The 26,585-nt window shown below is 63.0% G+C and carries 26 protein-coding genes; 8 read left to right on the plus strand and 18 right to left on the minus strand.

Annotated features, from left to right (window positions below; genetic code table 11):
- Window positions 1–9 precede the first annotated feature (9 nt).
- Window positions 10–1,296, minus strand: a complete 1,287-nt coding sequence (locus ACSSU5_RS04140) for an MFS transporter (RefSeq protein WP_492560663.1) — start codon at window positions 1,294–1,296, stop codon at window positions 10–12.
- A gap of 129 nt (window positions 1,297–1,425) precedes the next feature.
- Between ACSSU5_RS04140 and ACSSU5_RS04145 the strand changes: the two genes are divergently transcribed.
- Window positions 1,426–2,337: a LysR family transcriptional regulator gene (locus tag ACSSU5_RS04145; RefSeq protein ID WP_492560664.1), complete on the plus strand. Its 912-nt coding sequence runs from the start codon at window positions 1,426–1,428 to the stop codon at window positions 2,335–2,337.
- Between the two features lie 169 nt (window positions 2,338–2,506).
- Here the strand turns inward: ACSSU5_RS04145 and ACSSU5_RS04150 are convergent, their stop codons facing one another.
- From ACSSU5_RS04150 to ACSSU5_RS04160, 3 genes are read right to left on the minus strand one after another with little or no spacing between them, the layout of a single operon-like run.
- Window positions 2,507–3,028, minus strand: coding sequence for a DUF2937 family protein (locus ACSSU5_RS04150; protein ID WP_264312035.1), 522 nt, complete (start codon window positions 3,026–3,028; stop codon window positions 2,507–2,509).
- A gap of 9 nt (window positions 3,029–3,037) precedes the next feature.
- Window positions 3,038–3,811 (minus strand): class II glutamine amidotransferase, encoded by a 774-nt coding sequence (locus tag ACSSU5_RS04155; protein WP_264312034.1) that lies wholly within the window; start codon window positions 3,809–3,811, stop codon window positions 3,038–3,040.
- Window positions 3,812–3,825: 14 nt separating this feature from the next.
- The gene (locus tag ACSSU5_RS04160; RefSeq protein ID WP_264312033.1) at window positions 3,826–4,320 is read right to left on the minus strand and encodes an MFS transporter; all 495 of its coding nucleotides are present in this window, start codon (window positions 4,318–4,320) and stop codon (window positions 3,826–3,828) included.
- 187 nt (window positions 4,321–4,507) lie between these two features.
- Here ACSSU5_RS04160 and ACSSU5_RS04165 point away from each other — a divergent pair, with 187 nt between their 5' ends.
- Entirely contained in the window at window positions 4,508–6,550 is a 2,043-nt protein-coding gene (locus ACSSU5_RS04165) for a S9 family peptidase (protein ID WP_492560665.1), read from the plus strand.
- A gap of 54 nt (window positions 6,551–6,604) precedes the next feature.
- On the opposite strand, the gene ACSSU5_RS04170 is transcribed toward ACSSU5_RS04165, so the two are convergent.
- Window positions 6,605–6,883, minus strand: a complete 279-nt coding sequence (locus ACSSU5_RS04170; protein ID WP_264312031.1) for a hypothetical protein — start codon at window positions 6,881–6,883, stop codon at window positions 6,605–6,607.
- Between the two features lie 132 nt (window positions 6,884–7,015).
- Here ACSSU5_RS04170 and ACSSU5_RS04175 point away from each other — a divergent pair, with 132 nt between their 5' ends.
- Window positions 7,016–7,387: a YajD family HNH nuclease gene (locus tag ACSSU5_RS04175; RefSeq protein WP_027594605.1), complete on the plus strand. Its 372-nt coding sequence runs from the start codon at window positions 7,016–7,018 to the stop codon at window positions 7,385–7,387.
- 71 nt (window positions 7,388–7,458) lie between these two features.
- On the plus strand, window positions 7,459–7,929 hold the full coding sequence (locus ACSSU5_RS04180; protein WP_027594606.1) for an RNA methyltransferase: 471 nt from the start codon (window positions 7,459–7,461) through the stop codon (window positions 7,927–7,929).
- Window positions 7,930–8,095: 166 nt separating this feature from the next.
- Here ACSSU5_RS04180 and ACSSU5_RS04185 read toward each other — a convergent pair whose 3' ends face one another.
- The 5 genes from ACSSU5_RS04185 to ACSSU5_RS04205 all read right to left on the minus strand — a co-directional run bounded on the left by ACSSU5_RS04185 (window position 8,096) and on the right by ACSSU5_RS04205 (window position 14,176).
- The gene (locus tag ACSSU5_RS04185) at window positions 8,096–9,586 is read right to left on the minus strand and encodes an aldehyde dehydrogenase (RefSeq protein ID WP_492560666.1); all 1,491 of its coding nucleotides are present in this window, start codon (window positions 9,584–9,586) and stop codon (window positions 8,096–8,098) included.
- Window positions 9,587–9,588: 2 nt separating this feature from the next.
- Entirely contained in the window at window positions 9,589–10,491 is a 903-nt protein-coding gene (locus ACSSU5_RS04190) for a dihydrodipicolinate synthase family protein (protein WP_492560667.1), read from the minus strand.
- 75 nt (window positions 10,492–10,566) lie between these two features.
- Entirely contained in the window at window positions 10,567–11,895 is a 1,329-nt protein-coding gene (locus ACSSU5_RS04195) for an MFS transporter (protein WP_264312028.1), read from the minus strand.
- Window positions 11,896–12,077: 182 nt separating this feature from the next.
- Window positions 12,078–13,397, minus strand: a complete 1,320-nt coding sequence (locus tag ACSSU5_RS04200) for an NAD(P)/FAD-dependent oxidoreductase (protein ID WP_492560668.1) — start codon at window positions 13,395–13,397, stop codon at window positions 12,078–12,080.
- A 62-nt stretch (window positions 13,398–13,459) separates the two neighbouring features.
- On the minus strand, window positions 13,460–14,176 hold the full coding sequence (locus ACSSU5_RS04205) for a GntR family transcriptional regulator (RefSeq protein ID WP_264312026.1): 717 nt from the start codon (window positions 14,174–14,176) through the stop codon (window positions 13,460–13,462).
- 324 nt (window positions 14,177–14,500) lie between these two features.
- Between ACSSU5_RS04205 and ACSSU5_RS04210 the strand changes: the two genes are divergently transcribed.
- Window positions 14,501–14,842: a DUF2892 domain-containing protein gene (locus tag ACSSU5_RS04210; protein ID WP_264312025.1), complete on the plus strand. Its 342-nt coding sequence runs from the start codon at window positions 14,501–14,503 to the stop codon at window positions 14,840–14,842.
- Window positions 14,843–14,972: 130 nt separating this feature from the next.
- Here ACSSU5_RS04210 and ACSSU5_RS04215 read toward each other — a convergent pair whose 3' ends face one another.
- On the minus strand, window positions 14,973–16,187 hold the full coding sequence (locus ACSSU5_RS04215; protein ID WP_264312024.1) for a hypothetical protein: 1,215 nt from the start codon (window positions 16,185–16,187) through the stop codon (window positions 14,973–14,975).
- A 41-nt stretch (window positions 16,188–16,228) separates the two neighbouring features.
- Window positions 16,229–16,678 (minus strand): YcgN family cysteine cluster protein, encoded by a 450-nt coding sequence (locus ACSSU5_RS04220; protein ID WP_492560669.1) that lies wholly within the window; start codon window positions 16,676–16,678, stop codon window positions 16,229–16,231.
- Between the two features lie 145 nt (window positions 16,679–16,823).
- Here ACSSU5_RS04220 and ACSSU5_RS04225 point away from each other — a divergent pair, with 145 nt between their 5' ends.
- Entirely contained in the window at window positions 16,824–17,417 is a 594-nt protein-coding gene (locus tag ACSSU5_RS04225; protein WP_264312022.1) for a nitroreductase family protein, read from the plus strand.
- A gap of 132 nt (window positions 17,418–17,549) precedes the next feature.
- On the opposite strand, the gene ACSSU5_RS04230 is transcribed toward ACSSU5_RS04225, so the two are convergent.
- The 4 genes from ACSSU5_RS04230 to ACSSU5_RS04245 all read right to left on the minus strand — a co-directional run bounded on the left by ACSSU5_RS04230 (window position 17,550) and on the right by ACSSU5_RS04245 (window position 21,731).
- Window positions 17,550–18,482 (minus strand): D-2-hydroxyacid dehydrogenase, encoded by a 933-nt coding sequence (locus tag ACSSU5_RS04230; protein WP_264312020.1) that lies wholly within the window; start codon window positions 18,480–18,482, stop codon window positions 17,550–17,552.
- A gap of 78 nt (window positions 18,483–18,560) precedes the next feature.
- Complete coding sequence (locus tag ACSSU5_RS04235; RefSeq protein WP_264312019.1) at window positions 18,561–18,854, minus strand: YcgL domain-containing protein; 294 nt, start codon at window positions 18,852–18,854, stop codon at window positions 18,561–18,563.
- Window positions 18,851–19,984, minus strand: coding sequence for a ribonuclease D (rnd, locus tag ACSSU5_RS04240; RefSeq protein ID WP_264312018.1), 1,134 nt, complete (start codon window positions 19,982–19,984; stop codon window positions 18,851–18,853). The genes ACSSU5_RS04235 and rnd overlap by 4 nt, the downstream gene beginning before the upstream one ends.
- A 109-nt stretch (window positions 19,985–20,093) precedes the next feature.
- A complete protein-coding gene (locus ACSSU5_RS04245) occupies window positions 20,094–21,731 on the minus strand; it encodes a phosphoethanolamine transferase (RefSeq protein ID WP_492560670.1) in 1,638 nt (545 codons plus the stop codon).
- Window positions 21,732–22,030: 299 nt separating this feature from the next.
- Between ACSSU5_RS04245 and ACSSU5_RS04250 the strand changes: the two genes are divergently transcribed.
- On the plus strand, window positions 22,031–22,267 hold the full coding sequence (locus tag ACSSU5_RS04250; RefSeq protein WP_264312016.1) for an HP1242/YdcH family protein: 237 nt from the start codon (window positions 22,031–22,033) through the stop codon (window positions 22,265–22,267).
- Window positions 22,268–22,328: 61 nt separating this feature from the next.
- Here ACSSU5_RS04250 and ACSSU5_RS04255 read toward each other — a convergent pair whose 3' ends face one another.
- Window positions 22,329–23,513 (minus strand): trans-sulfuration enzyme family protein, encoded by a 1,185-nt coding sequence (locus tag ACSSU5_RS04255; RefSeq protein WP_264312015.1) that lies wholly within the window; start codon window positions 23,511–23,513, stop codon window positions 22,329–22,331.
- A gap of 128 nt (window positions 23,514–23,641) precedes the next feature.
- On the opposite strand from ACSSU5_RS04255, the gene ACSSU5_RS04260 reads away from it, so the two are divergent.
- Window positions 23,642–24,103, plus strand: a complete 462-nt coding sequence (locus tag ACSSU5_RS04260; protein WP_492560671.1) for an Lrp/AsnC family transcriptional regulator — start codon at window positions 23,642–23,644, stop codon at window positions 24,101–24,103.
- Window positions 24,104–24,219: 116 nt separating this feature from the next.
- Here ACSSU5_RS04260 and ACSSU5_RS04265 read toward each other — a convergent pair whose 3' ends face one another.
- Entirely contained in the window at window positions 24,220–26,550 is a 2,331-nt protein-coding gene (locus ACSSU5_RS04265) for an FdhF/YdeP family oxidoreductase (protein WP_492560672.1), read from the minus strand.
- Between the last annotated feature and the right edge of the window lie 35 nt (window positions 26,551–26,585).

Below are 26,585 nucleotides of genomic sequence, written 5' to 3' on the forward strand. Positions count from 1 at the left end.
AGGCCTACCTTACCGCGCCTGGAGTTGTTTGCCGCGTGTTTCCGGCAGGCTGAGCGCCGCCAGGATCACTACGCCATAGGACACCGCGGAGAACACGCCAATACCCAGCCCCAGCGGCACCTTTTCGCCAAGCATGCCGATCAGCAACGGGAACAGTGCCGCGATCACTTTGCCGATGTTGTAGCAAAAGCCCTGCCCCGAGCCCCGAATACGGGTGGGGAACAGTTCGGTCAAAAATGCGCCCATGCCACTGAAAATGCCCGATGCGAAGAAGCCCAGCGGGAAGCCCAGCCACAGCATCACGCCATCGCTGACGGGCATCTGCGTGTACAACAGCACGATGATGAAAGACCCCACGGCAAACAGGATGAAGTTCTTTTTGCGGCCCAGCAGGTCGGACAGATACGCGCTGACCACGTAGCCGATGTAGGAACCCACAATCACCATCGCCAGGTAGCCACCGGTGCCCAGCACGCTCAGGCCGCGCTCGTTCTTGAGAAAGGTCGGCAACCACGCGGTGATCGCGTAGTAACCGCCCAGTGCACCCGTGGTCAGCAACGAGGCGCGCACGGTAGTCCAGAGCATGCCGGGGGCGAAAATCTCGTAGAAGTGTGACGGTGCTTCGGCCTTTTCAGCGGCCTTGGCCTGGCGGTACACCTCAGGGTCCTTGACCAGGCGGCGCACGAAGATCACGAACACGGCCGGTACGATGCCCAGCAGGAACAACGCGCGCCAGGCCTGCTCGGGCGGCAGGTAGGTGAACAGCAACGCATACAGGATCGCCGTCAGGCCCCAGCCGAGAGCCCAACCAGACTGCACCATGCCCACTGCCTTGCCACGGTGCTGGGCGCGGATCACCTCACCGATCAGCACCGCACCTGCAGTCCATTCGCCGCCGAAGCCAAAGCCCATCAGCGTGCGGGCGATCAGCAGCTGTTCGTAGTTCTGCGCAAAGCCGCAGAGGAAGGTGAAGAACGCGAACCACAGCACCGTCAGTTGCAAGGTGCGCACACGGCCGATGCGGTCGGAGAGGATGCCAGCGATCCAGCCGCCGATGGCCGAGGCAATCAGGGTGCTGGTGTGTATCAGCCCGGCCTCGGCGGTGCTGATGCCCCAGATCAGGATCAGCGTGGGGATGACGAAGCTGAGCATCTGCGTGTCCATGCCGTCCAGGCCATAGCCGATCTTGCAGCTCCAGAAGGTGCGTCGTTGCTGGGAGTCAATGTCGCGGTACCAGGCGAAGGGCCCGGTCGAAGGTGGGGATTGCACCTGTTGCTGCACGCCGCTTGGGTTCATGCTTGCCTCGGCTTGTTGGTATTGTTTTATGGGCGACGTCTGGCGTCGCGGCCTGTGCGCCATGTTCAGAGGCCACGTCGTTTGCGTCCAACGAGAAAAACCGCCGGTCTGGAACAAGAAAAACTGATCATGAACCTTCGCTTCCTCGAAACCTTCGTCTGGGTCGCTCGGCTCAAGAGCTTCCGCCTGACGGCGGAAAAACTGTTCACCACCCAGGCGTCTGTCTCCAGCCGCATCGCTGCGCTGGAGGCAGACCTGGGCGTCAAGCTGCTGTTGCGTGACTCTCGCGGTGTCAGCCTGACCCCGGAGGGCAGCAAGGTTCTGGAATACGCCGAACGCATGCTCGACACCGCCAAGGCCATGAAGCAATCGCTGGACAGCGACCGGGCCAAGGTCGGGCGCATCCGCATTGGGGTGATGGACACGGTGATCCATACCTGGATGAGCGCGTTGGTGGCGGCCTTGACCGAGCGCTACCCGCAGGTAGAGATCGAACTGGTGGCCGATACCGCGCTAAACCTGCGCGAACAGCTACAGAAAGGCTTTCTGGATGTGATCCTGCAGACCGACCTGTTGCGTGAACAGTCGATCCGCAGCCTGGACCTGGCGCGTTACCCGATGGGCTGGGTCGTGGCCGCAGGCTCGCTCCAGCACCGGGACTACGCCTCGCTGGCGGAGCTCGGGCGCGAGCGCATCGTGACCTTTTCGAAGAACTCGCGGCCGCATCAGGAGGTGCTCAGCCTGTTGCACAGTGCCGGGGTGGAAACCCCGCGGTTGAACTGCGTGAACTCGGTGGCGGCGATTACCCGACTACTGCGCGACGGCTTTGCGATTGGTGCACTGCCACCGGCGCTGGTGGATGCGGAGCTGGGCCTGGGGGAGCTGGTGCTGCTGGAAGGGCTGCAACCACCGCCGAGCCTGGAGCTGGTGGTGGCCTGGCAGACCGGGGTGGCATTGGTGGATGAGGTGGTCGGGGTGTGCCGGCAGGTGCTGGAGCAGTATGCGCGAGATGTGGGTGGGCAGCGGATTGTACTGGTCTGAGGGATTATCGCTGCCTTTACCGGCCTCTTCGCGGGGCAAGCCCGCTCCCACAGGTTACCCACTGGACCTGAGGGCAGTGGGCAACCTGTGGGCAGTGAGCGGTGGGCAGTGGGCATTTCTGTGGGAGCGGGCTTGCCCCGCGAAGAGGCCCGCACAGGCGCTACCTAACTCAGCGCCAGCTTTCCTTCACCACCCGGCGTCGCCCGCCCATGATCACCCAGCCAAGCGCAAGCAACAGGCTCTCGACCACAAAGGCCAGCACAAACCCGGCGCCAATGCCCCAGCCAATCGCCTCCGGCACCAGCAGAATCTGGTAGCTGTAACCCTTGAGCGTTTCTTCACGCATTTGCGGGTCCGGCTGCACCAGCACATGCCAGGTGCGGTTTACCCACGACCCTTGCAGCGCCTGCCATTCCTTTTCCAGCAGTTCGTTGCGGATCATCAGGCTTTCGATGCTGTTGGCATCACTGTTGAACACGGGGTCATCGCTGCTGCGGTAATGCCGCAGCAAGGCCTGCAGGTCGCCATTGAAGAACCGTTCGGCCGTCTGCGTGAAGCCATCGAGCGCCTGGCGCGATTCGAACAGGTGCGCCTCGACCCGCTGGCTGTAGTCCTTGACCAGCCCCGGAACCTGGATACCGGCCAGCAGGCCGAAGGTAAACAACAGCAATCGCAGGTAACTTCTGAACATGCAGCGTCCTTAGCTCTGGCCTTGCGAAACGCACTCTCCGTGCCGCCACAAGGCCCACTGACCAGGCGCATAACGCTGCCAGGTCTCGTTCTCGGTCAGGGCCTCGGTGGCAATCACCGTGACTACGTCATTGGGGGTCGTTTCGGTGTGAAAATCGACGATCAGGTCGACATCCTTTAAGCGTGCCGCGCCAAAAGGGGCGCGGCGGGTAATGTGCACCAACTTGGTCGAGCAGAAGCAGAACAGCCAGTCGCCGTCGCTGAGCATGCAATTGAACACGCCCTTGCCACGGTAACCGGCACAGGCTTCGACCAGCACCGGCAACAGCTGTTCCACTGCGACCGGCTCGGGGAAGGCCGCACGGATGCGGTTGAGCAGGTCGCAGAAGGCCGCCTCGCTGTCGGTATCGCCCACCGGTCGGTAGAAGGTGGCTTCACCCTTGAAGTCGCCCAACTGCCCGTTGTGCGCAAAGCACCAGTTGCGGCCCCACATCTCGCGGACAAACGGGTGGGTGTTGGACAGGCACACCTTGCCGACGTTGGCCTGGCGAATGTGGCCGATGACCACTTCGCTCTTGATTGGGTAACGCTGAACCAGGTTGGCCACTTCCGACTCGCTGCTCGCCGCCGGGTCCTGGAACAGGCGCAGGCCGCGGCCTTCATAGAAGCCGATGCCCCAGCCATCACGGTGCGGGCCGGTGCGGCCGCCACGCTGCATCAGGCCGGTGAAGCTGAAAACGATGTCGGTGGGGACGTTGGCACTCATGCCCAGCAGTTCGCACATGCGCGTGTCTCCGATTACAGGCGAGGCTCGACCCGACCGCCGCCGGCAGGCGCGGCAGGGGGATCGTTGCGGTAACGGTCGCGGCGCTCGGCCACCAGCGGGGCGCCGCCCCGGACGTCGTCATCTTCGGCGGCCTGGCGCTTGGCGGCGGCTTCAGCCTGCTCGCGACGCTCGCGGGCACGCTTTTCCAGCGGCCAGCGCAACAGGACGAAAATGAAATAGAGGCCAAAGGCGATCATGCCGTACATGGCAAAATCGGACACCGCGCGCCAGGCGTTGTTGCCGACCTTGAAGGCCACGTCCAGGGCAGTGATGGCGATGGCCGGCGCAAAGCTGTCCTTGACCGGGTCGACGATGGTCGGGGTCAGCAGCAGCACCGCCAGGATCACCCGCAGCGGTTCGCGCAGCCAGCGCCACATCCAGCCGGTAAGCTTGAAGCCCACCAACAGGCAGCCCAGGGCGGCTAAGGCGTAGAGGCCCCAGGCGAGGGTATAGTCGTTCTCGGTCATGGTGTTCGTGCAAGCCAGGCAAAGAGTTGCCTATGATAAACACTTTTCAGGGCGCAGACAGCGCTTCCCTATTATGGCCTCTTCGCGGGCAAGCCCGCTCCCACCGGTCAGCGCAACGCCTGTGGGAGCGGGCTTGCCCGCGAAGAGGCCTTAACAGGCACCGCAAGCCCTCAGCCAAGGACCCCCGATGCCCACCAAGCCCCACCCCCCTATCGCCCGCGCAGACCAAGCCGCCGACCCTTACGCCTGGCTGCAACAGCGTGACACGCCCGAGGTGCTCGAATACCTGCAGGCCGAAAACAGCTACCAGGAGGCCTGCCTGGCCGACCAGGCGCCCCTGCGCGAAACGCTGTTCGAGGAGATCAAAGGCCGCATCCTGGAAACCGACCTGTCGCTGCCCTCGCCCTGGGGCCCGTACCTGTATTACACCCGCACCACTGCCGGCGACGAGTACCCACGCCACTACCGCTGCCCACGCCCGGCCGACGACTCCAACACGGTGGATGAAAGCCGCGAACAGCTGCTGCTCGACCCCAACGCACTGGCCAACGGCGGTTTCCTGTCGCTGGGTGCGTTCAACGTCAGCCCCGACCATCGCCTGCTGGCCTACAGCCTCGACACCAGCGGCGACGAGGTCTACACCCTGTACGTCAAAGACCTGGGCGACGACAGCGTCACCGCCCTGCCCTTCGAGGACTGCGACGGCAGCCTGACCTGGGCCAATGACAGCCAGACGCTGTTCTTCGCCGAACTCGATGACACCCAACGCCCTTGGCGCCTGCGTCGCCACACCTTGGGTGGCAGCGACGCGCCCACCGTGTTCGAAGAGCCCGATGGCCGCTTCTTCCTGCACTGCTACCGCACCAGCTCCGAACGCCAGTTGGTACTGTTGCTCAACAGCAAGACCACCAGCGAAGCCTGGGTACTCGATGCCGAAACGCCACAACTGCCGTTCACCTGCCTGGCGCCACGGGTTGAAGACCATGAGTACTTCCCCGACCACGGCCAGCTCGATGGCCAATGGCACTGGTTTGTCCGCAGTAACCAGGACGGCATCAACTTCGCCCTTTACCACGCCCCGGCCGAGCGCGTGCCGACGCGTGATTGCTGGCAGCTGCTGGTACCGCACAGCGACAAGGTCATGCTCGAAGGCCTCAGCCTCAACGCAGGCGCCCTGACCTTGAGCCTGCGCGAAGGCGGCCTGCCAATCATCGAAGTACGCCCGCAGGGCCTGCCGGCCTACCGTGTCGAATTGCCGGATGCCGCCTACAGCCTGTACGTGCAGGACAGCCTGGAGTTCGCCAGCACCCGCGTGCGCCTGCGCTACGAAGCGCTCAACCGACCGGCCCAGGTGCGCCAGCTGGAGCTGGCCACGGGGGCGCAGGCAGTGCTCAAGCAAACCCCGGTGCTGGGTGCGTTCGATGCCGACGACTATGTCAGCCAGCGCCTGTGGGCTACCGCCCAGGACGGCACCCAGGTACCGATCAGCCTGGTGCGCCGCCGCGAAGACCTGGGCAAGACCATGCCGCTGTACCTGTATGGCTACGGCGCCTATGGCGAAAGCCTCGACCCGTGGTTCTCGCATGCCCGCCTGAGCCTGCTGCAGCGCGGCGTGGCCTTCGCCATTGCCCACGTGCGCGGTGGCGGCGAGCTGGGTGAGGCCTGGTACCGGGCCGGCAAGCAGGCGCACAAGCAAAACAGTTTCACCGACTTCATTGCCTGTGCCGAGCACCTGATCGCCGAAGGCGTGACCACGCCTGAGCGCCTGGCCATCAGCGGCGGCAGCGCTGGCGGGTTGCTGATGGGGGCGGTGCTCAACTTGCGCCCCGAGCTGTTCCGCTGCGCGATTGCCGAAGTGCCGTTTGTCGACGTGCTCAACACCATGCTCGACCCGGAACTGCCGCTGACCGTCACCGAGTACGACGAATGGGGCAACCCGGCAGAGCCCGAGGTGTATGAGCGCATCAAGGCCTACGCCCCGTACGAGAACATCAAGGCCCAGGCTTACCCGGCCATGCTGGTGGTGGCCGGCTACAACGACAGCCGCGTGCAGTATTGGGAGGCCGCCAAGTGGGTCGCTCGCCTGCGCACACGCAAGACCGATGACAACCTGCTGCTGCTCAAGACAGAAATGGGCGCTGGGCACGGCGGCATGAGTGGGCGGTACCAGGGGCTCAAGGATGTGGCGCTGGAGTATGCCTTCGTGTTTGGTGAGCTGGGTGTGATCTGACGAATGCTGGGGGCGCTTTGTGCCCCCACTTGTCACAGCCGACACAACAGCAGGTCAGTCCTCCTCCACCGGCACCTTCGGCGGCTCTGGCCGCAAACCCGGCAACGGCTGGTCCTTCGGCGGCCCGGGCACCGGCATCGGCGGCAGCAGCGGTGCGCCCGGCTGGCTGTCATAGGCCTTGGGCGGTGTACTCGGGGTGATCTGCGGATAGGGCGTAGGCGTCGGCGTGCCGGGCGCACCGGGCACGGGGGTGTTGAGCCGGGGTGGCGTGCTGGCGGCTTCAGCCATGGGCAGGCCAGCCAGGAGCAACGCGGTGAGGATCGCATGCAACATCAGCAACCTCCTGTCGGGAACCTTCTTACAGGCTACGCCTAAATCAAAGCTTTCGCCTGTCCGCCTGGCCTGCAAGCGCGCTAGACTCAGTGGCATAACCGTCATTTGCCTGATCAGAACAAAGGAAACACCATGAGCTCGGCCTCTACCTCCGCCGCCACCGCGCGCCTCGACCGCATCCTTGCCGACGCCAAGCGCGACAAAGAGATGGGCTACCGCGACAAGGCCCTGAAGATGTACCCGCACGTGTGTGGCCGCTGCGCCCGCGAGTTTGCCGGCAAGCGCCTGAGCGAGCTGACCGTGCACCACCGTGACCACAACCACGACAACAACCCGCAGGACGGTTCGAACTGGGAGTTGCTGTGCCTGTATTGCCACGACAACGAGCACTCGCGCTACACCGACCAGCAGTATTTCAGTGAAGGCTCGACCAGCACCCCGAGCATCGCCAAGGCCACCCACAACCCGTTTGCCGGGCTGGCTGGCCTGCTGAAAAAAGACTGACCATCGACAGAGCCCCCGCTGTGGCCGGCGAGCCCGTATAATCGCGCTTTTTTCGCGAAGGGCCCCGGTACGTGGCAAACAAACGATACAGCTGCATCGGCCTGTTCAACCCCAAGTCGGCGGAAAACGTCGGCTCGGTGATGCGCGCAGCGGGTTGCTATGGCGTCAACTCGGTGTTTTACACCGGCAAACGGTATGAGCGCGCCCGCGACTTCGTCACCGACACCAAACGTGTGCACTACGACATCCCGCTGATCGGCATCGACGACCTGCAACGCATCATCCCACTGGGCTGCACGCCCGTGGCGGTGGAGCTGGTCGACGGCGCACGGCCGCTGCCCGAGTACACCCACCCTGATCGGGCCATCTACATCTTCGGGCCCGAAGACGGCAGCCTGGACGCCGATGTAAGGGGGTGGTGTGAAGAGACCATCTACATCCCGACCCAGGGCTGCATGAACCTGGCGGCGACGGTGAATGTGGTGCTGTATGACCGGATGGCCAAAGGTCTGAATACCCGGTCGGGGCCCAAGTTCAAGTAACAAAAAAAACGCCTGAGTGATGACTGTACCGGCCTCTTCGCGGGGCAAGCCCGCTCCCACAGGGTCCCCATTGCCCTTGAGCACTGTGAGGTACCTGTGGGAGCGGGCTTGCCCCGCGAAGAGGCCGGTACAGGCATCCCCAGAACAGCACCGTCCCGCAATCAGCTCACGAAGCGTTGATCCAGATGGTTTTCAGCTCCGTATACTGGTCATGAGCCCAGATGGACTTGTCGCGCCCACCAAAGCCAGACTCTTTGTAGCCGCCAAAGGGCGTGGACGCATCGCCCTCGCCAAAGCAGTTGACCGTCACCACACCCGCACGAATTTCACGCGACAGGCGCAAAGCGTTGCGCAAGCTGCCGGTGTAGGCCGAGGCGGCCAGGCCGTAAATGGTGTCGTTGGCCAGCTCGATCGCTTCGTCGATGGTCTCGAAGCTGGTCACGCTCAGCACCGGCCCGAAGATTTCCTCGACGAACAGCTTGTTGTCCCGGGGCACGCCATCGACGATCGTCGGCTGCACGAACACGCCCTGCTCGGTCTCACCGCCCTGCACCACGTTGAGCTTCTGCTCGGCGGCATACTCCAGGTAGGACTTCACTTTCTCGAAGTGCGACTTGCTGACCATCGCGCCCAGGCGGTTTTCCGGGTCGAGTGGGTCGCCCAGCTTCCAGTCCTTGAGGTGCTTGCCGATCAGCGTCAGCAGCTCGTCTTTGACGTCCTTGTGCACGATCAGGCGCGAGGACGCCGAGCAGTTTTCGCCCATGTTCCAGAACGCACCGGCGGTGACGAACTGGGCCACTTCGTCCAGATCCTCGCAGTCGTTCATGACCACGGCCGGGTTCTTGCCACCCAGCTCCAGGACGATGCGCTTGAGGTTGGACTCGGCCGCGTATTTCAGGAACAACCGACCGGTGTCGGTGGAGCCTGTGAAGCTGACCATCGGGATGTCCATGTGGCGGCCGATGGCCTCGCCCACCTCCCGGCCACCACCTGGCACCAGGTTGAACACACCTGCCGGTACGCCTGCCTGGTGGGCCAGCTCGGCCACCCGCAGGGCGCTGAGGGTGGTTTCCTTGGCGGGCTTGACCACGATCGAGCAACCGGCGGCCAGCGATGGGGCAATCTTCCAGGCCAGCATCAGCAGCGGGAAGTTCCACGGCAGCACCAGGCCGACCACGCCGATGGCCTCACGCACCACCATGGTCACGGCCGCGTTGCCGGTCGGGGCAGTGGCGTCGTAGATCTTGTCGATCAGCTCGGCGTGCCAGCGGATCGTGTGGATGGTTTCCGGCACGTCGACGTTCTGGCATTCGCTAACCGGCTTGCCGCTGTCCAGCGCTTCCAGCACCGCCAGCTCGTGGCTGTTGTCCTCCAGCAGTTGGGCGAACTTCAGCAGAATGTGCTTGCGCTCACCGGGTTGCAGTTTTGACCAGGATCCGTCTTCGAACACGCGCTTGGCCGCTGCCACAGCAATGTCGACATCCTGCACATCGCAGGCGGCGACTTCGGCCAGTTGCTTGCCGGTGGCCGGGTTGGTGGTGACGAACGTGCGGCCGGAGACGGCATCGCGAAACTCACCGTCGATGAACGCCTGGTTACGCAGTTGCAGGTCGGCGGCGATGGCCGCGTACTGTGCCTTGCTCAGCAATTGGGCCATGTTCAGGCACCTCCGGTGATCTGGGCGATGTTGCGCTTGAGTTCAGTGACTACGCGCTCGAGTTCCTGCTTCTCGGCAGCATCCAAATCGTACAGCGGCTTGCGCACGCCACCGGTGCTCAGGCCGTTCAGCGCGCAGCCGTACTTGATCGACTGGACGAATTTGCCACCTTCGAGGAAGTCCATCAGCGGCATCATGGCGCCCATGATGCGGCGGCCTTTGGCGAAGTCCTTCTCGATCACGCAGGCTTCGAACAGGGCAACGTGCTCACGCGGGATGAAATTGGAACCGGCGCAGACCCAGCTCTGGGCGCCCCAGGCGAAGAACTCCAGGGCCTGGTCGTCCCAGCCGCACGACAGCTGGATGTTCGGGCGCTGGATGGCCAGGCGGTGCAGCTGGGCCATGTCGCCAGAGCTCTCCTTGATGGCGACGATGTTTTTCACATCCGCCACGGCGTCGAAGAATTCTTCGCCCATGCTCACGCTCATGCGGCCTGGGTAGTTGTAGAGCATGATCGGCAGGCCGGCGGCGGCGTCGACCGCTTTGACGTGCAGGGCGATTTCCTGTTGGGTCGGCAGCGCGTACGGCGGCGTCCCCACCAACAGCGCATCGGCCTGGATTTCCTTGGCGTGCTTGGCGAAGGCCACGGAATCTTCGGTGCGGATCGCGCCGGTGCCGATGATCAGCGGCAGGCGGCCATTGAGTACGTCCTTAGCCTGTGCCGCCAGCTCGATGCGCTCTTGCGCGGTGTGGGCGTAGTACTCGCCGGTGGAGCCACCGATGATCACGCCATGGATGTTCGATTCGACCAGGTATTCGAGGACTTCGGCGAACGCCGCCTTGTCGATCGAGCCGTCCGCAGCCAGCGGAGTGATTGCCGGGGTGTAGATGCCTTCGAATTTCACGGTAGGTTCTCCAGTGCGTTGATCAAGGTTGTAGTGGCCACAGCGGATCGACGCTGCGGCGGCGTTTCAAATGGTTCAGCTCAGCGAAGCCGCTTGCTGCAGGTTCAGTGAACGGGTTTCCGGGGCCAGGGCCACGGAGATGGCCAGGCCGACAAAGGTGACGGCGGCGGCGGCATACATGGTTGCGCCGATGCCATAGTTGTCGAGGGCGATGGGTACCAGCCAGGTACCGACAGCGGCACCGACCCGCGACATGGAGGTGCCCACGCCCACGGCGCCGGCACGGATTTCGGTGGGGAACAACTCGTTGGGGTAGACCAACTGCAATACCTGGGCACCGCCGATGAACACGGCATAGGCACCGAACAGCACCAGGATGAGCATCTCGTTGCCATGGCTGAACGCCGCCAGGCCCAGCAGCGCCAGCCCCGACCAGAAGAAGCTGTGCAGCAGCGTGGTGCGCCGGCCAAGGGTGTTGAGCAGGCGAGTGCCGATCAAGCAACCGACCACGAACAGGAAGGTGATGGCGACCGAACCAATCGACGCCCAGTCGCCCTTCAGGTTAAGCGCACCCAGCACCTTCGGGGCAAAGGCGTACACGGCGAACACCGGGATCACCGAGCAGGTCCAAAACAGGGTGACGAACAGCATGCGCTTGCCGTAGCCGGAGTGCAGCAGGCTGAAAAACGACAGCTTGCGGGCCTTGGGTTCTTCCGGCAGGTTGCGCAGCGAGAAACCCGTGCCATAGACCCGCTTGATCACCTGCTCGGCCTCGGCCAAGCGGCCCTTGCTGATCAGCCAGCGCGGCGACTCTGGGGTACCCAGGCGAATGGCGAACAGCAGCGCGCCGATCACCGCCGCACTGGCCAATACCAGGCGCCAGGCATCATCGCCACCGTGGCGCAGGATCGCCTCCCCCACCATGTAGGCGGTAGCGGCGCCGGCAAACCACAGCACCGTCAGGGTGGCCAGGCGCGGGCCGCGGTGCTTCTTGGGCAGGAACTCCACCAGCAGCGAGGTGGCCACCGGGTACTCGATGCCCACCGCGATGCCGATGGCAAAACGCAACAGGAACAAGGCCAGCGCCGACTCCACCCAGAACTGGGCAATTGAAGACAGGATGAACAGGGTCGGGCCTACGAAGAACACACGCTTGCGACCAAAGCGGTCGGTCAGCCAACCGCCGAAAAAGCCGCCGAAGAAAATGCCAATCAGCGCCGAAGCGGCGATCATGCCCTGCCAGAAACTGTCCAGGCTCAGGCCTGCGGACATTTGCACCATTGCCACGCCAATGATGCTCAACACATAGCCATCGACGAACGAGCCGCCACCAGAGCGCAGGGTCAGCAACTGGTGAAAACGGTTGATCGGTACATCTTCAATCGAAATATTCGGACTTGTCATTGTTGTTCCTACCACTTCATCTGCATGTACGTTTTCAAGGCGAGCGTGTCCGCGAAACTGAAAATAGCCTTCAGCCCCGGTCATCGGACTTCACATCTCAAACATCAATTTTGGGCAAAGCGCGCCCGTGCCGGGCAAATCCGCCCGACGTCAAATATGCAATGGCCTAACTTACAAAACGATCAGCTTTCTTTGCCCGCGCGCAATTGCCCCCACATCAAGTTGGCGTTCAAGCCCAGGGATACCAAGGGCTGCGGAGGGTTCGCACAAGGCCCGGGAGCATTGAGCAGAAACTCGATAAGTTCGTTCTTGTCGCCGGCGAGCCAGTCGGCCAGCAACTGCCCGGTGACCGTGCCACGGGTAACACCCAGGCCGTTACAGCACAGTGCGCCGAACACATTGGGCGCCAACTGGCCGAAGAACCCCATGTGATTGCGCGACAACGCCAGGGCACCGCCCCAGGTGTATTCGAAGTTCACGTCGGGCAACATCGGGAAGCGCCGGGCAAACGATTCGCGGTGGCGTTGAACGAAGCGATCCAGGTACTTGCGGTTGCTGCGCCCGTCCGGGTTGTAGCTGAAGCTGTTGCGCACCAGCAGGCGGTTGTCGACGGTGCGCCGCAAGGTGGTACCAAATGGGTCAGCGGGGATCACCCCCCAGTACGGTTTGCCACCCAGGCGTGCCTGTTCGTCTTCGGTCAACGGGCGGGTGATGCTGCCATAGGTGAACACGGGCAGCATGCGGCCCTTGAGGAAGCCGAAGCTCATGCCGAAGGCATTGGTGGTGAGCACCAGCTTATCGGCCGTGATCGAACCCTTGGCGTGGCGCAGCACCACTTTGGCACCGTACTCGACGTCAGTGATCGGCGTATTTTCGTACAGTGAGACGTTGCTCGGCAGGTTGTCGGCCAGGCCTTTGACCAGTGCCGAGGGCTGCAGCAAAGCAGTACCCGGCGTGAACAAGCCCTGGCGGTAGAAGTGCGTGCCGATGTGCTCGGGCAGGTCGCGACCTTCGATCACTTCATAGGGCTGGCCGAGCTTGTCTAGGCCTCGACGGTAGGCATCGAGCACGGCAATGCCGCGATCCTCGACAGCTGCCTGGTATTTGCCGCAGTGACGGAACTGGCACTCGATGCCATGGCGCTCGATCAGCTGCTTGAGGTACGACTGCCCGCCCAGGTTGAGCTTGAGCACGGTCTTGGCGGTATCGATGTCGCCGATATAGTCCTCGGCGCCGATGTCATGGGGCAGGTCGATGGCAAAACCGGCGTTGCGCCCGGAGGTGCCGAAACCGACCTCCTGCGCCTCGACCAGCACGATTTCGTCATTCGGAAAGTTCGTTGCCAACTGACGCGCAGCGGCCAGCCCGGTGAAACCGGCGCCGACCACCACCCAGCGCGCCTGGCTGTGGCCACTGTGGGCCGGCCGTGGCGTGCGCGGTGTACTCAGGTGATACCAACCACAGGTGGCATCATCGGCAGGTAACGAACTTATTCTTGTCATGTCACTAACCTGGATCTTGTTGTTGACGAGCGATCAGCGCCAGCGGCGATGACCTGGAGAACTCATAGCTGTATCGGCACATCCAGCCCTTGAGGTGCGGCGTACTCGGCCATGCGTCGACGTGACAGCTCGAAGTGTTCGCGCACCAGTTGCCCGGCACGCTCTGGGTCGCGGCGTTCGATGGCATCGATCATCTGGTCGTGCTGATCGCAGGCGGTTTCAAGGTCCTGCTGCATGTCATCGGTGGTCGGGTGGCGATAAAAAATCTTGCCCAGGCGGGCATGGTCGATGAGCAGACGGCGCAGGCTCGGCATCAGGTAGTCGTTGTGCGCCATCTTGCCGATTTCCAGGTGGAAGGCATCGTTGTGGACGACTCGGTTTTCCACGTCGCGGTCTTCGATGGCTTGACGGAACTGTGCCTGGATAGCCTTGAGCGCCTCGATTTCCGCAGCGCTGGCGTAGGTGGCGGCCAACTGGGTGGTGGCAATATAGATAAGCGGCGCGGCGACGAAGAAGCTGTGCAGCGAATCGTGGTTCATCGCGGCAACCCGTGGCGCGCGGTTGGCCTCAAGCTCGATATAGCCTTCGGCAGCAATCTGGCGCAGCAGCTCACGTACCGGTGGGCGCGACAGGCCGAACTCATCGCACAGGGCCAACTCGTCCACCACAGCGCCTGGGGCCAGCTCCATGCTGAGGATCCGGCGGCGCAGCGCTTCGGCGAGGACGGCCTTGCGGTCCTGCGGCGCTTCTTCGCTGATGGGTTGAACGGTGGCTTTCATGGCGGCCTTTTTTGTTGTCATAGCGCTGTGTCTACTATTTGTATAACGACTATAGGGCACTGTTAGACAATGTGTCTACAGCATTTTGGACGAGCGGCTTAAACTCTGAATCGCCCGTATTTAAAGGGATTCATGGGTTTTTAGGTGAGATTAAACACCCCGGCAGGCTGCATTGCCAAACCGGACAAATATTTGTCCAGACATGACATTTCTGGCACTGAATGGCAATGCTTGGCTGGGCGCCTGGCAACCATTCGGCACAGTGAGTGAACGGCTGCAAGCGACCTGCGGTCAGCTGCTTACACTTGATACGGAGGGCTTGCCATGCTCGATATCCATACCGCTGCGGCATCGCCGGAGCACAATGTTCAGGGTCTGGAAAGGGTCGGCTCGCTGGCCGGCGGGGCGCTGATGTTCAGCAAGGGGCTGCGTCATGGTGGCCTGGTCGGGCTGTTGCAGATGGTGGTGGGCGGCCTGGCGGTTGCGCGCGGGGTCAGCGGGCATTGCTCGACCAAGGCCTGGTGGCAGCGCCATCGTCAGGAATACAACCGGTTGCGCGCGGACATCGAACAGAGTGCTGCGCAGTTGCAGGCGTTGAAGGCGAGTGCCAAGGCGGCTACCCGAGGGGTGACGGTGACGGGGAAGGATCCGCTGACTGGCCTTTGAGGTGTTTTGCCTGTGCCGGCCTCTTCGCGGGCAAGCCCGCTCCCACAGGACTGGACTGCCCCAGGACCAGTGAAGCGACTGTGGGAGCGGGCTTGCCCCGCGAAGAGGCCGGCACAGGTGACACCGATCTCTAGCGCAACGCCTTGCTCTGCAACACCTCGGACCGGCGCCCCAGCACACTCTCGCTGATCTGCACGAACTCTTCGGTGCTCACACTCGGCAAGCGCATCAGCGCCCGCGCCACATCATCCAGCGAACGCTTGGCCTGGGTGTGGATGCGGATTTCCTTGTCCAGCGCCTGCAACAGCAACACGCCACGGGCAACTTGCGCCGGGCTGGCCTGCTCGCCCTTGAGCTGGGTGACCTTGGCGCCCTGCTTGCTCAAGCGCGCCTGCCAAGCCTGGTAGCGGTCATCGCTCACCCCGCCCGCCCGGCGCAGCAGCTCGCTGGCGTAGTAGTCGGTCAGGCTCTCGACAAGCCAGTCACTGCCCTCGCGCCCGTGAATCTGCGCAAACAGTTGCACCAGTTCGCGCAACAACGGGCTGCTGCCACTTTCGCTGATCATCGGCCGTGCGCTGTGCATGTACAGCGAACCCTGCGCCGCCATCGCCCCGCGCCACATGCCGTCACGGGCACCGACCAACAGCAGTTTCGGAGGGTTACGTGGGAACACCGCCTGCAATTGCGGCCAGACAAAAGTCAGCAGGGTCAGGCTGTCCATGCGGCGCATGCCCTGCCCGACCGGCGCGGCGACAGTGACCTCGGTTTCGCCCAGGCGCGCGCGGCGGCTACCCAGATCACCGGCCAACATCCAGCCGGTGGGGCGGTCGAATAGGCGCGAGACGTTGTCGATGCGGAATTTGTCCTTGCCGATACGTGGCCAGGACGTTTCGATGCTCTTCCAGCCTTCGGGCAGGTCGAACCACAGGCGCGCCACCAGCTCGGTACCGTCCTGTTGATCGAGGTGCGCAGGCGGCACCAACTGATCGCCCAGGAACAAGGCCCAATGGGGCGTGATGCGCGATGAGTAGGCGCCACTGCGCAGCTTCTGGTCCAACTGCACACGGTAGCTGAGGCTGGTCTTGCCGGGCGCCGGGTGCCACACACCACGCTCGCCCTTGCCTACAACCTGCCATTGGCCGTCGGCCTGGAAGCCACTGTAGGTGCCGCCCTTGCCCAGGTCGAAGTCCAAGCTGCGAACGCTGCTGCCTTCAGCCAGGGTCAGGCGTACTTCGGCCTGGCCACTGGCGGGCAGCAGGCGCACGTGATAGTCCAGGTCGACGTTCTTCGCCCAGGCCGGTGAACAGGCCACCAGGCTCAAAAGCAACAACAGCTGGCAACGCATTCAGAAACTCCTTGTTTCCCAGAAGCGACGGGGCGCGCCGGTCAGCTGGCGCGAAAGATCAGGTGGTCTTCCCAGTCGTCTTCGTCGACATCATGCTCACTGAGCATACGCCCTGACTGGGAAATGCGCTGTTCATGGACTTGCTGGCGATCACCGCAGATCAAGTGGTGCCAGTCAGGCAAATCCTTGCCTTCGCTGACCAGGCGGTAACCGCAGGTGCTTGGCAGCCACTTGAACTGGTCGGCCTTGCCCGGGGTGAGCTGGATGCAGTCGGGCACGTGAGCGAAGCGGTTGGGATAGTCGCTGCACTGGCAGGTGTCGAGGTCCAGCAATTTGCAGGCAATGCGCGTGTAATAGATGCTGTTGTCGTCCTCGTCCTCAAGCTTTTGCAGGCAGCACAAACCGCAACCGTCACAGAGCGATTCCCACTCTTGCGGGTTGAGTTGTTCAAGGGTCTTGCGCCGCCAGAACGGCGCGCTGTCAGCGATCATCACACGGGTTTCCTGCATTCATCTTCAGTGGGCGGCGCGCGGCGGCGCCAGTCTAGAGCCTGGCCTTCGGCAAAGCCAGACCGCTTGTCAGTGACGACGGGACGCAGTAGCGTGCGGTTTTCCCCATCCTCTTGCAGGAGCAGCCATGAGCGCCACCCCCCGTATTGCCGATTACGCGATCAACGAGCAGTTCATCAACCGCTGGTCGCCCCGCGCCTTCACTGCCGAGCCGATCAGCGAAGAGACCCTGCTGAGCTTCCTGGAAGCCGCGCGCTGGGCGCCTTCGGCGTACAACTCGCAGCCTTGGCGCTTCCTTTATGCCCGCCGCGATACGCCGAACTGGGAGCGTTACCTGAACCTGCTGGTGCCGTTCAACCGCAGCTGGGCGCAACAGGCGTCGGCGCTGGTGCTGATCATCTCCAAGACCACCTTCGCAGCGCCTGGCGCCGCCGAAGAAAGCCCGGCCCTGTGGCACACCTTCGACACCGGTTCCGCCTGGGGGCATTTGGCCCTGCAGGCCAGCATCAGCGGCTGGCACACCCACGGCATGGCCGGTTTCGACAAGGCACTGGCACGCAGCGAACTGAAGGTGCCGGAGGGCTACGAGCTGCATGCCATGGTGGCGATCGGCAAACTGGGCGACAAGGCGACCTTGGCCGAGGCGTTGCAAGCGCGTGAAGTGCCGAGCCCGCGCCGGCCGCTGAGCGAGCTGGCGGCTGAGGGTGATTTTAGCCTGTAAGCATTTTTGTTGGCTGTACTGGCCTCTTCGCGGGGCAAGCCCGCTCCCACAACCGCCCTGCAGTTCTGAACCCTGCGATGTACCTGTGGGAGCGGGCTTGCCCCGCGAAGAGGCCAGTACAGACACTACAAATCAATAACCCCGGGTGAAGTCCACTTCCCCACGCAACCCCTGTCCCGCCTCATACGCCCGCACATTCTCGACAAACAACCGCACCATCGCCGCCGGCGAGGTGGGCGCCGAGCTGTGCCCGGTCAGCAGCAGCCCCCAGGCGGTCCAGAACGGATGACGCTGGGGCAGCGGCTCCTGGCGGCACACATCGATCACCGCGCCCGCCAAATGGCCTTGCTTGAGTGCTTCGACCAGGTCGCCATCGACCACCGCCACCCCACGCCCGGCATTGATGAACAACGCCGTGGGCTTGAAGCGCTGGAACAGCGCCGCATCGTACAGATCATGGGTAGCGGGCGTGTCCGGCAGCAGGTTGATCACGTAATCCGCCTGTTCGACCCTGCGCGGTAGGTCAGCCAGCCCGGCCACCTCAACGAACGGCGCCTGCGCACGGGCGCTGCTGGCGATACCGTACAGGGTGACGCCAAATGGCTGGAGAAACTCAGCCACGCGCTGGCCGATATCGCCGGTGCCGACGATCAACACCTGGCGCCCCTCCAGCGTCCCGCCAGGGCGGTCGTCCCAGCGCCGCTCGACCTGGCTCACCAGGCGCGACAGCACTTCGCGCTCGTGGCCAAGCAGGTAGGTGAGCACGTACTCCGCCATCACCTGGCCAAAAATGCCGACCGCACGCGTCAGGCGGTAATCCCGTGGCAAACCGTCGGCCAGCAGCGGCGTGATGCCCGCCCAGGTCGACTGCATCCAGGCTGGCGTGTGGCCCTGGCGCAGCAGGCTCGCCAGCAAGTCGGGCTGGCCCAGCCACACCGAGCACTGCGGCGCCTGGAGCGCCAGCTCGGCAGAGTCACTGCTGGTCAGGATTTCCAGGTCAGGGGCCGCCTGGCCCAACAGCTGGGCGTAATTGGCATGATCCTGTTCGGCGATCAGAACGCGCATCGTGAAGACAACCTTGGCAGACAACGAAAGCGGCCCGACACACGGGCCACTTGGCGAAAGAAGGGAACCTGGCCTGGGTCAGACCGGGTCGTTACGGCGCAGCAGCTCTTCGGGCAGGTGCTCGATGTACTCGTCTTCGACCGGCGGCATCTGCAGGTGATAGCCCTGGTTGTCGAGGTTTTCCAGCACCTTGACGATGTCCTCGCGCGCCAGCTTGCGCTCTGGGCTCAGCACCAGGTCGAAGGCATGCACCGGGGTGCCGAAGTACGGCAGCAGGGCCTCGGGCACGCGCTCCAGGCCTTCGGCCTTGAGCACATACAGGTACATTTCGTTCTTGCGGGGGCTCTTGTAGATTGAGCAGATACGTTTCATTGGGTCTCTCCGGCACCTGCCAGGTTGTCCAGCAGGGCCTGGCCCATGCGCTCGCGACGCCAGCCGCGCAGCGAATCGGGCAGTTGATAGGGGCCATTGGGGTAGCCGCTCTTGAGCAGCGCTTCCAGGGTCTTCTTGCGCAGCATCAGCTCTGGGGCAATGCCCAGACGCTCACCTTCGGCCTGGCCGATGGCGCGCAGCTGCTTGATGATGCCGGCCGCTTCGATCGGCAGCGGCTCGGGCAGAACCTGCGGCCACTGATCGGCGGGCAGGCTGGCAGCACGCTTGATCAGCTGGACGAGGCATTCACCGTCCTGGCGGATGGTGCGCGGGTGCATCTCGTCGATCTTGGCCAGCGCCGACAGGTTGGACGGCTGGGACTTGGCCATCGGCCACAGCGAGTGCTCCTTGAGAATGCGGTTGCGCGGCACATCACGGTTGCGTGCCTCGCGCTCGCGCCAGGCGCACAGCTCGCGCAACACCGCCAACTGCTGGGGCGCAAGCTTCCAGGCCAGCTTGACGTCGCGGTACAGGCTCTCGGGCACGACTTCGCGGCGCAACTGGGCAACCAGTTCAGCGCCGTCCTCCAGCACCCACGCGTACTTGTCGTCGGACAGACGCGGACGCAGGGCGATGAACAGCTCGGCCAGGTGCACGGCATCTTCGGCGGCGTAGCTGATCTGGGTTTCGGAAAGCGGGCGCTGCAACCAGTCGGAGCGGGTTTCCCCCTTGGGCAACTCGAGCCCCAGCACGTCCTGAACCAGGCGCGAGTAGCCCATGGAGAAGCCCAGGTTCAGGTAACCGGCGGCCAACTGCGTGTCGAACAGTGGCTGAGGCAACTTGCCAGTCAGGCGCAGCAACACTTCGAGGTCTTCGCTGCAAGCGTGCAGCACCTTGACCACACCGCTGTCTTCGAGCAGATCGGCCAAGGGCTGCCAGTCCTTGATCAGCAGCGGGTCGATCAGAAAGGCACGTTGACCGTCGCCGATCTGGATCAGCCCCGCTTTGGGGTAGAAGGTGTCTACCCGCATGAATTCGGTGTCGAGCGCTACGAAGGGCAGTTCGCGCCAGCTTCGGCAGAGTTCGGCCAGGGTCTGGTCGTCACGGATCCAGTGTATTTCGATGGCCACGAGGCTCTCCCACTAACATTGGCGCGCAGTATATACGGCGCGGGCACTGCGGGTGAAACCTGCGCCATCCCTGGAATAGATAAACGGTGCTGCTGCAGGCCATTGGCGATCAGTGCTTGGCTGCCAGCCAAGGCCGGCAGCTGGCGAACATGTCCAGCGATTGCTGGTACACCTCGGTGCGCACCTGCAACAGGCCGAGCATGGAGTGGAACAGGTTGTCCTGGGACAGCGGGGCATCGCTGAGCCTGGCCAGGCAGTCGGTGTCCAGGCCAAAGTCCTCTTTGTAGCTGTCGGAGAACCAGGTCAGCAGTGGCACGTGCTTCTGTTGCTCCGGGGCAATGGCGTAAGGGGTGCCGTGCAGGAACAGGTTGTACTCGCCCAGCGACTCACCGTGGTCGGACAGGTAGATCATCGCCGTGTCGACCTTGTCCTGTTTACTGCGCAACGTGTCGATCAGGGACGCCAGCACCTTGTCGGTGTAGGCCAAGGTGTTGTCGTAACCGTTGATGATGTCCTGCTCGCTGCACTGGTTCAGCGCATTGCTCTGGCACACTGGGGTGAAGCGCTCGCTGGCGTTGGGGTAGCGCTTGAAGTACTCGGGGCCGTGGCTGCCCATCTGGTGCAGCACCAGCACGGTGTCCTTGTCGAGGGTGTCGATCAGCTCGCCCAGGCCCTGCAACAGGATCTCGTCGTGGCATTCGCCGTTAGCGCACAGTGCCGGGTCGGTGAGGTTGCTGACATCGATGAACTGCACCCGATCACAGGTGCCCTTGCAGCCCGACTGGTTGTCGCGCCACTGCACGGCCAGGCCTGCCCGCTGCAGGATATCGAGCAGCCCTTCACGGTTTTTCGCCACGCGAGCGTCGTAGTCCTTGCGCGGCATGCCCGAGAACATGCAGGGCACCGAAACGGCGGTTTCAGTACCGCAGGAGTGCACATCGGAAAACGCCAGCAGGCCCTGCTCCTTGGCCAGGTTGGGGGTGGTGTCCCGGTCATAGCCGAGCACGCCGAAATGGTCAGCCCGTGCACTTTCACCAACCACCAGCACCGTCAACGACTTGCGCTCATGGTGCTGCCAGGCGGCATCACGGTGAGCATCTGTGCCATAAAGCTGGAAGGGCCTGGCCGCAGTACCGACGCGCTCGCTGACATAACCAATGGAGGCCCCCACGATATTGCTCGGGGTGAGCATCAGGCGCAGTTCATGGTGATTGCGAAACAGCGAAGACAACCCCTGATAATTGATCAGTGCCACCGACCCAAGGGCCACCACGCAAGCGCCGCTCACCACCAGTTTGCCCAGCAGTTCGCGGTGCCAGGCGCGGTAAGCGATCGGGGCTTTCCACAGCAACACCGACGGCAAGACACCCAACCCCAGCATATACAAAGCAAACTTCAGCGAGAGTAAGTCGCGCACTTCCGTTACATTGGTTTCGGCGATATTACGGAACATACCGGCGTCAATAAGCACACCGTATTGATTCATGAAGTAAGCAACACCCGCACCACTCATGAACAATAAGACAAGCACCGGTTTCAACACATACCGGAAGGCAAACAACGTCAGGATCAGGTTGAATGCGAACAGCATCAGCACGGCAAACGCCAGGCCCAGCCAAAGCCCCGCCAGCCCTGGCGGAAGCACCTGTTCCAAGTGCTGCCAGAGAAAGACATTCAAGCCGATCAGCAGGTACAGGCTAGCCAGCAGCGTGACCCATTCAGTCCGCAGGGATTTGAAGTTGAGCATCAGTGTTCGCAATCAAGAGTGATTATCAGCCCGCGGCCTGTGCGGCACCGGGAGGGAAAGTTGGCTGAACTCTAGAAAGTGCACCATCAATTTTTCGTGAAAAAGCCGCCAACAAAACAGTGAGGTGGCCTTTTTCCAACATTAAATTAAGTTTATTCAGCCGCCATTGTGCCTGGCCAGCCACGTTCGCCGCCCGATTGATGGCAGGCTGCGACAGCCTACCCCAGGCCCCCACCCGCGCAAAGGCGACTATCCTCAAAGGTCAGGACCATTCGCCAACCCCCAAGAGAGGTGAAGAAATGCCCGTTCCGCATGATCTGCTCGCTGACCTGAACATCACTGCCGAGGACTTCCAGGCGCGCATCGACAAAGACCATGACCTGCACAAACTGCACAAGGAGTACAACGCCAAAGACAAGGAAGTGCTGGCCGCCGAAGGCAACGCCAGCACCGACGACACCGTCACCCGCTTGCGCAAGGAGCGGCTACTGATCAAGGACAAGATCGAACGGACCATTCATCCGCCGAAATCCTGAAGGATTTTTGCCAAGTCAACCGGCCCTATCGCCGGCAAGCCAGCGATAGGGCCAGCAGCCTTCACACGCCAGCCGACGCCCGCAATGCCGAATCCAGGTCCTCGATCAGGTCCCGATAGTCCTCGATCCCCACCGACAACCGCAGCAGGTTCTCACTGATCCCCATCACGCCCTTCTGCTCCGGGCTCAGCGAGTTGTGCGACATGCTCCAGGAGTGGTTGATCATGCTTTCCACCCCACCCAGCGAGTCGGCGAGGACGAAGATCTGCAAGGCTTCCACCAGGCGATTGAGCGCCGCCCGGTCGCCGCCCTTGACCTTCATTGCCACCACGGCCCCGCCCGCGCGCATCTGGCGTTTGCACAGGTCATGCTGTGGGTGGCTTTCAAGCCCCGGGTAAAAGACCTGCTCGATCTGCGGATGGCTTTCGAGAAAACGCGCCACCTGCAGGGCATTGGCGCACTGGCGCTCCATGCGCACATCCAAGGTCTTCAGGCCGCGCAGGGCCAGGTAGCAGTCGAATGGGCCCTGAATCGCCCCGACCGCCATGCTGATCTTGCGCAGACGTGCCAGCAGCGCGTCATTGGCCGCGACCACCACACCGCCGGTCAGGTCGGAATGGCCACCGATGTACTTGCTGGCCGAGTGCATCACCAGGTCCACCCCCAGGGTGATCGGGCGCTGGTTCCAAGGCGAGCAGAACGTGTTGTCGATGCAGGTAAGGATGCCCCGCGAGCGGGCCAGGTCGCAGACGGCCTTGATGTCGACCAAGTGCAGCAAGGGGTTGGTCGGTGATTCGATCCAGATCAGCTGGGTTTCCGGGCGAATCGCTGCGGCCACGGCCTGCAGGTCGTTGAGGTCGACGTAGGTGGTGGTCAGCCCCGACGTATGGCCGCGGTAGTCCTCCAGGATACGGAAGGTACCCCCATAGACACCGTTCATCACCACCACGTGGGCATCCTTGGGCAACAGTTCGAGCACCGTCGCAGTGGCGTTCACGCCGGAGGCACAGGCTACCGCGCCGACGCCTTCTTCCAGCGCTGCGACACAGCTTTCGTAGGCATGCCGAGTCGGGTTGCCGACACGGCTGTAGGCATACTCGGGGTTGTCGTCCAGGCTGCGTTTGATGTAGGAACTGGCGGTATAGATGGGCGGGAAAATCGCGTTGTCGGCGACGCTATGCTGCTCGCCGGCGTGGATGGTGCGGGTGGCGAAATTACGCGGCTTGTCGGACATGATCCGGTCCATTGACTGAGGTAAGCCTGCAACTATCGCACAACCAGTGCGGGCGGCAAGGACACGCAGCAGAGGTCATGCATTTTTCTGGTTTTGCAGTAATCTGGAGAAAATCATTCTCTGGCCAGCCCGTAATCGATATGGACAATTTCGACCAACACATCCTCACCTTGCTGCAGCGTGACGCCTCCATTTCCCTCAAGGACCTGGCCGAGGCGGTGAACCTGTCCACCACGCCCTGCTGGAAGCGGGTCAAGCGCCTGGAAGAAGAGGGTTACATCCTTGGCCGCGTCGCCCTGCTCGACCCCACGCGCCTGGGGCTGGGCCTGACCGTGTTCGTCCAGCTCAAGACCCAGCGCCACGACAGCGCCTGGCTTGAGCAGTTTGCCGCCACCGTGACCGGTTTCGAAGAGGTGATGGAGTTTTACCGCATGTCTGGGGATTGGGATTACATGCTGCGGGTGGTGGTGAGTGACATTGGCGCGTATGACCAGTTTTACAAGAAGCTGATCACCCGCACGGATGGGCTTTCCAACATTACCTCTAGTTTTGCCATGGAACAGATGAAATACACCACGGCTTACCCAGTGCACCGCCCCTGATCGGTGCTGGCCTCTTCGCGGGCAAGCCCGCTCCCACAGGGAGGCACACTGCTCAAGCCTTGAGATATACCTGTGGGAGCGGGCTTGCCCGCGAAGAGGCCGGATCAGGCAAACCTTTACTCCGCCGCCTGCACCGCCTCGATCCGGTTCCCCGCCTTGGCTTTCTCTACCCTGATCGCGATGAACTTCGAGGTCGGGGTATACGTCCCCTCGCCATAACTCTCCAGCGGCACCAACGGGTTGGTTTCCGGGTAATACGCCGCGGCCTGCCCCTCGGGCACGTCATACGCCACCAGGCGGAACCCGGATACACGCCGCTCGCGCCCGTCCTCCCACAGCGACACCAGGTCCACGTGCTCGCCAGGCTCGAACCCCAGGCGGCGAATGTCGGCCTCATTGACGAACACCACCTCACGCAGGCCGAACACCCCACGGTAGCGGTCATCCAGGCCATACAGGGTGGTGTTGTACTGGTCGTGCGAACGCAAGGTCTGCAGGATCAGGTCCGGTTTGTCGCCACGGGCCAGCACCTGGGCATTGACCAGTTGCTCCGGCAACTGACTGGCACTGAAACGTGCCTTGCCGGTCGCGGTGCGCCAGTTGCGATCCGCCGCGTTGTTGCCCAGGTGGAAGCCGCCCGGGTGCTGCAGGCGCTCGTTGAAGTCGGCAAAGCCTGGGATCACATCGGCGATCATGCTGCGGATACGGCCGTAGTCGGCAATGGCGTAGTCCCAATCGATCGGCTGCTTGCCCAAGGTCGCCTGGGCCATGCCGGCAACGATGGCCGGTTCCGAACGCAAGTGCGGCGAGCGCGGGCGCAACTGGCCGTGGGAGATGTGCACCATGCTGAACGTGTCTTCCACGGTGACGCCCTGCGGCCCGCTGCCCTGCAGGTCGATCTCGGTACGGCCCAGGCACGGCAGGATCAACGCATCGCGGCCGGTGACCAGGTGCGAACGGTTGAGCTTGGTGGAAATCTGCACGGTCAATGCGCAGTTGCGCAGGGCTGCATGGGTGCGCGGGGTGTCCGGGGTTGCCTGGGCGAAGTTGCCGCCCAGGGCGATGAACACCTTGGCTTGCCCTTCTTCCATGGCCTTGATCGCCAGCACAGCGTTATGCCCATGGGCGCGGGGCACACGGAACTGGAAGCGTTTTTCCAGGGCATCGAGCAACCCGGCCTTGGGCTTCTCGTCGATACCCATGGTGCGGTCGCCCTGCACGTTGCTATGGCCACGCACCGGCGACAGGCCAGCGCCGGGTTTGCCAACGTTGCCGCGCAGCAGTTGCAGGTTGACGATTTCCTGCACGGTGGGCACCGAGTGGCGGTGCTGAGTAATGCCCATGGCCCAGCACATGATGACCCGCTCAGCCTTGCGGTACATACGCGCAGCCAGTTCGATCTCGGCTTGGGTCAGGCCCGACTGCTCGACGATATGCGCCCAAGAGGTGGCATCTACCGCCGCCAGGTAGGCATCGACGCCGCTGGTGTGCTCGGCGATGAAGGCATGGTCGAACACCGCCGGCTCGCCCTTGGCCTGGGCCTCACGCTCCCACTGCAGCAAATACTTGGCAATGCCACGCATGGCCGCCATGTCGCCGCCCAGGGCCGGGCGGAAGTACGCGGTGTTGGTCGGCTCGGAGCCATTGCTGAGCATCTCGAAGGGGTGCTGCGGGTGCTGGAAGCGCTCCAGGCCACGTTCCTTCAGCGGGTTGAAACACACCACCTGAGCGCCACGCTTGACCGCCTCACGCAGCGGTTCGAGCATGCGTGGGTGGTTGGTGCCGGGGTTCTGGCCGATGACGAAAATGGCGTCGGCCAGTTCCAGGTCATGGAACACCACAGTGCCCTTGCCCACGCCGAGGGTTTCCGACATGCCCACACCGCTGGCCTCGTGGCACATGTTCGAGCAATCGGGGAAGTTGTTGGTGCCGTAGGCGCGGACGAACAGCTGGTACAGAAACGCTGCTTCGTTGCTGGCCCGCCCCGAGGTGTAGAACTCGGCCTGATCGGGCGAGTCGAGCGCTTGCAGGTGCTTGGCGACCAGGGCGAAAGCATCATCCCAGGAGGTTTCGACGTAGTGGTCGGTGGCCGCGTCGTAGCGCATCGGGTGGGTCAGCCGACCCTGGAATTCAAGCCAGTAGTCGGTCTGTTCGGCCAGCGCACTGACGCTGTACTTGGCGAAGAATGCAGGGTCTACCGAGCGACCGGTGGCTTCCCAGTTGACCGCCTTGGCGCCGTTTTCGCAGAACTTGACCATGTCGTTTTCCGGCGACTCGCCCCAGGCGCAGCCGGGGCAGTCGAAGCCGCCGTTCTGGTTGGTCTTGAGCATGGCCCGCAGGTTCTTGAAGGCGTTTTCGCTGCCCAGCCAGCTCTTGGTCACGCTCTTGAGCGCCCCCCAGCCGGCGGCGGCGCCTTTGTAGTCCCTGATATGTTCGTCCTGGCTCATGCGGTGAATCCTCACACTCGGTGTTTTTTCCAGAC

The organism is Pseudomonas sp. E1MeOHC2 (assembly GCF_058745025.1).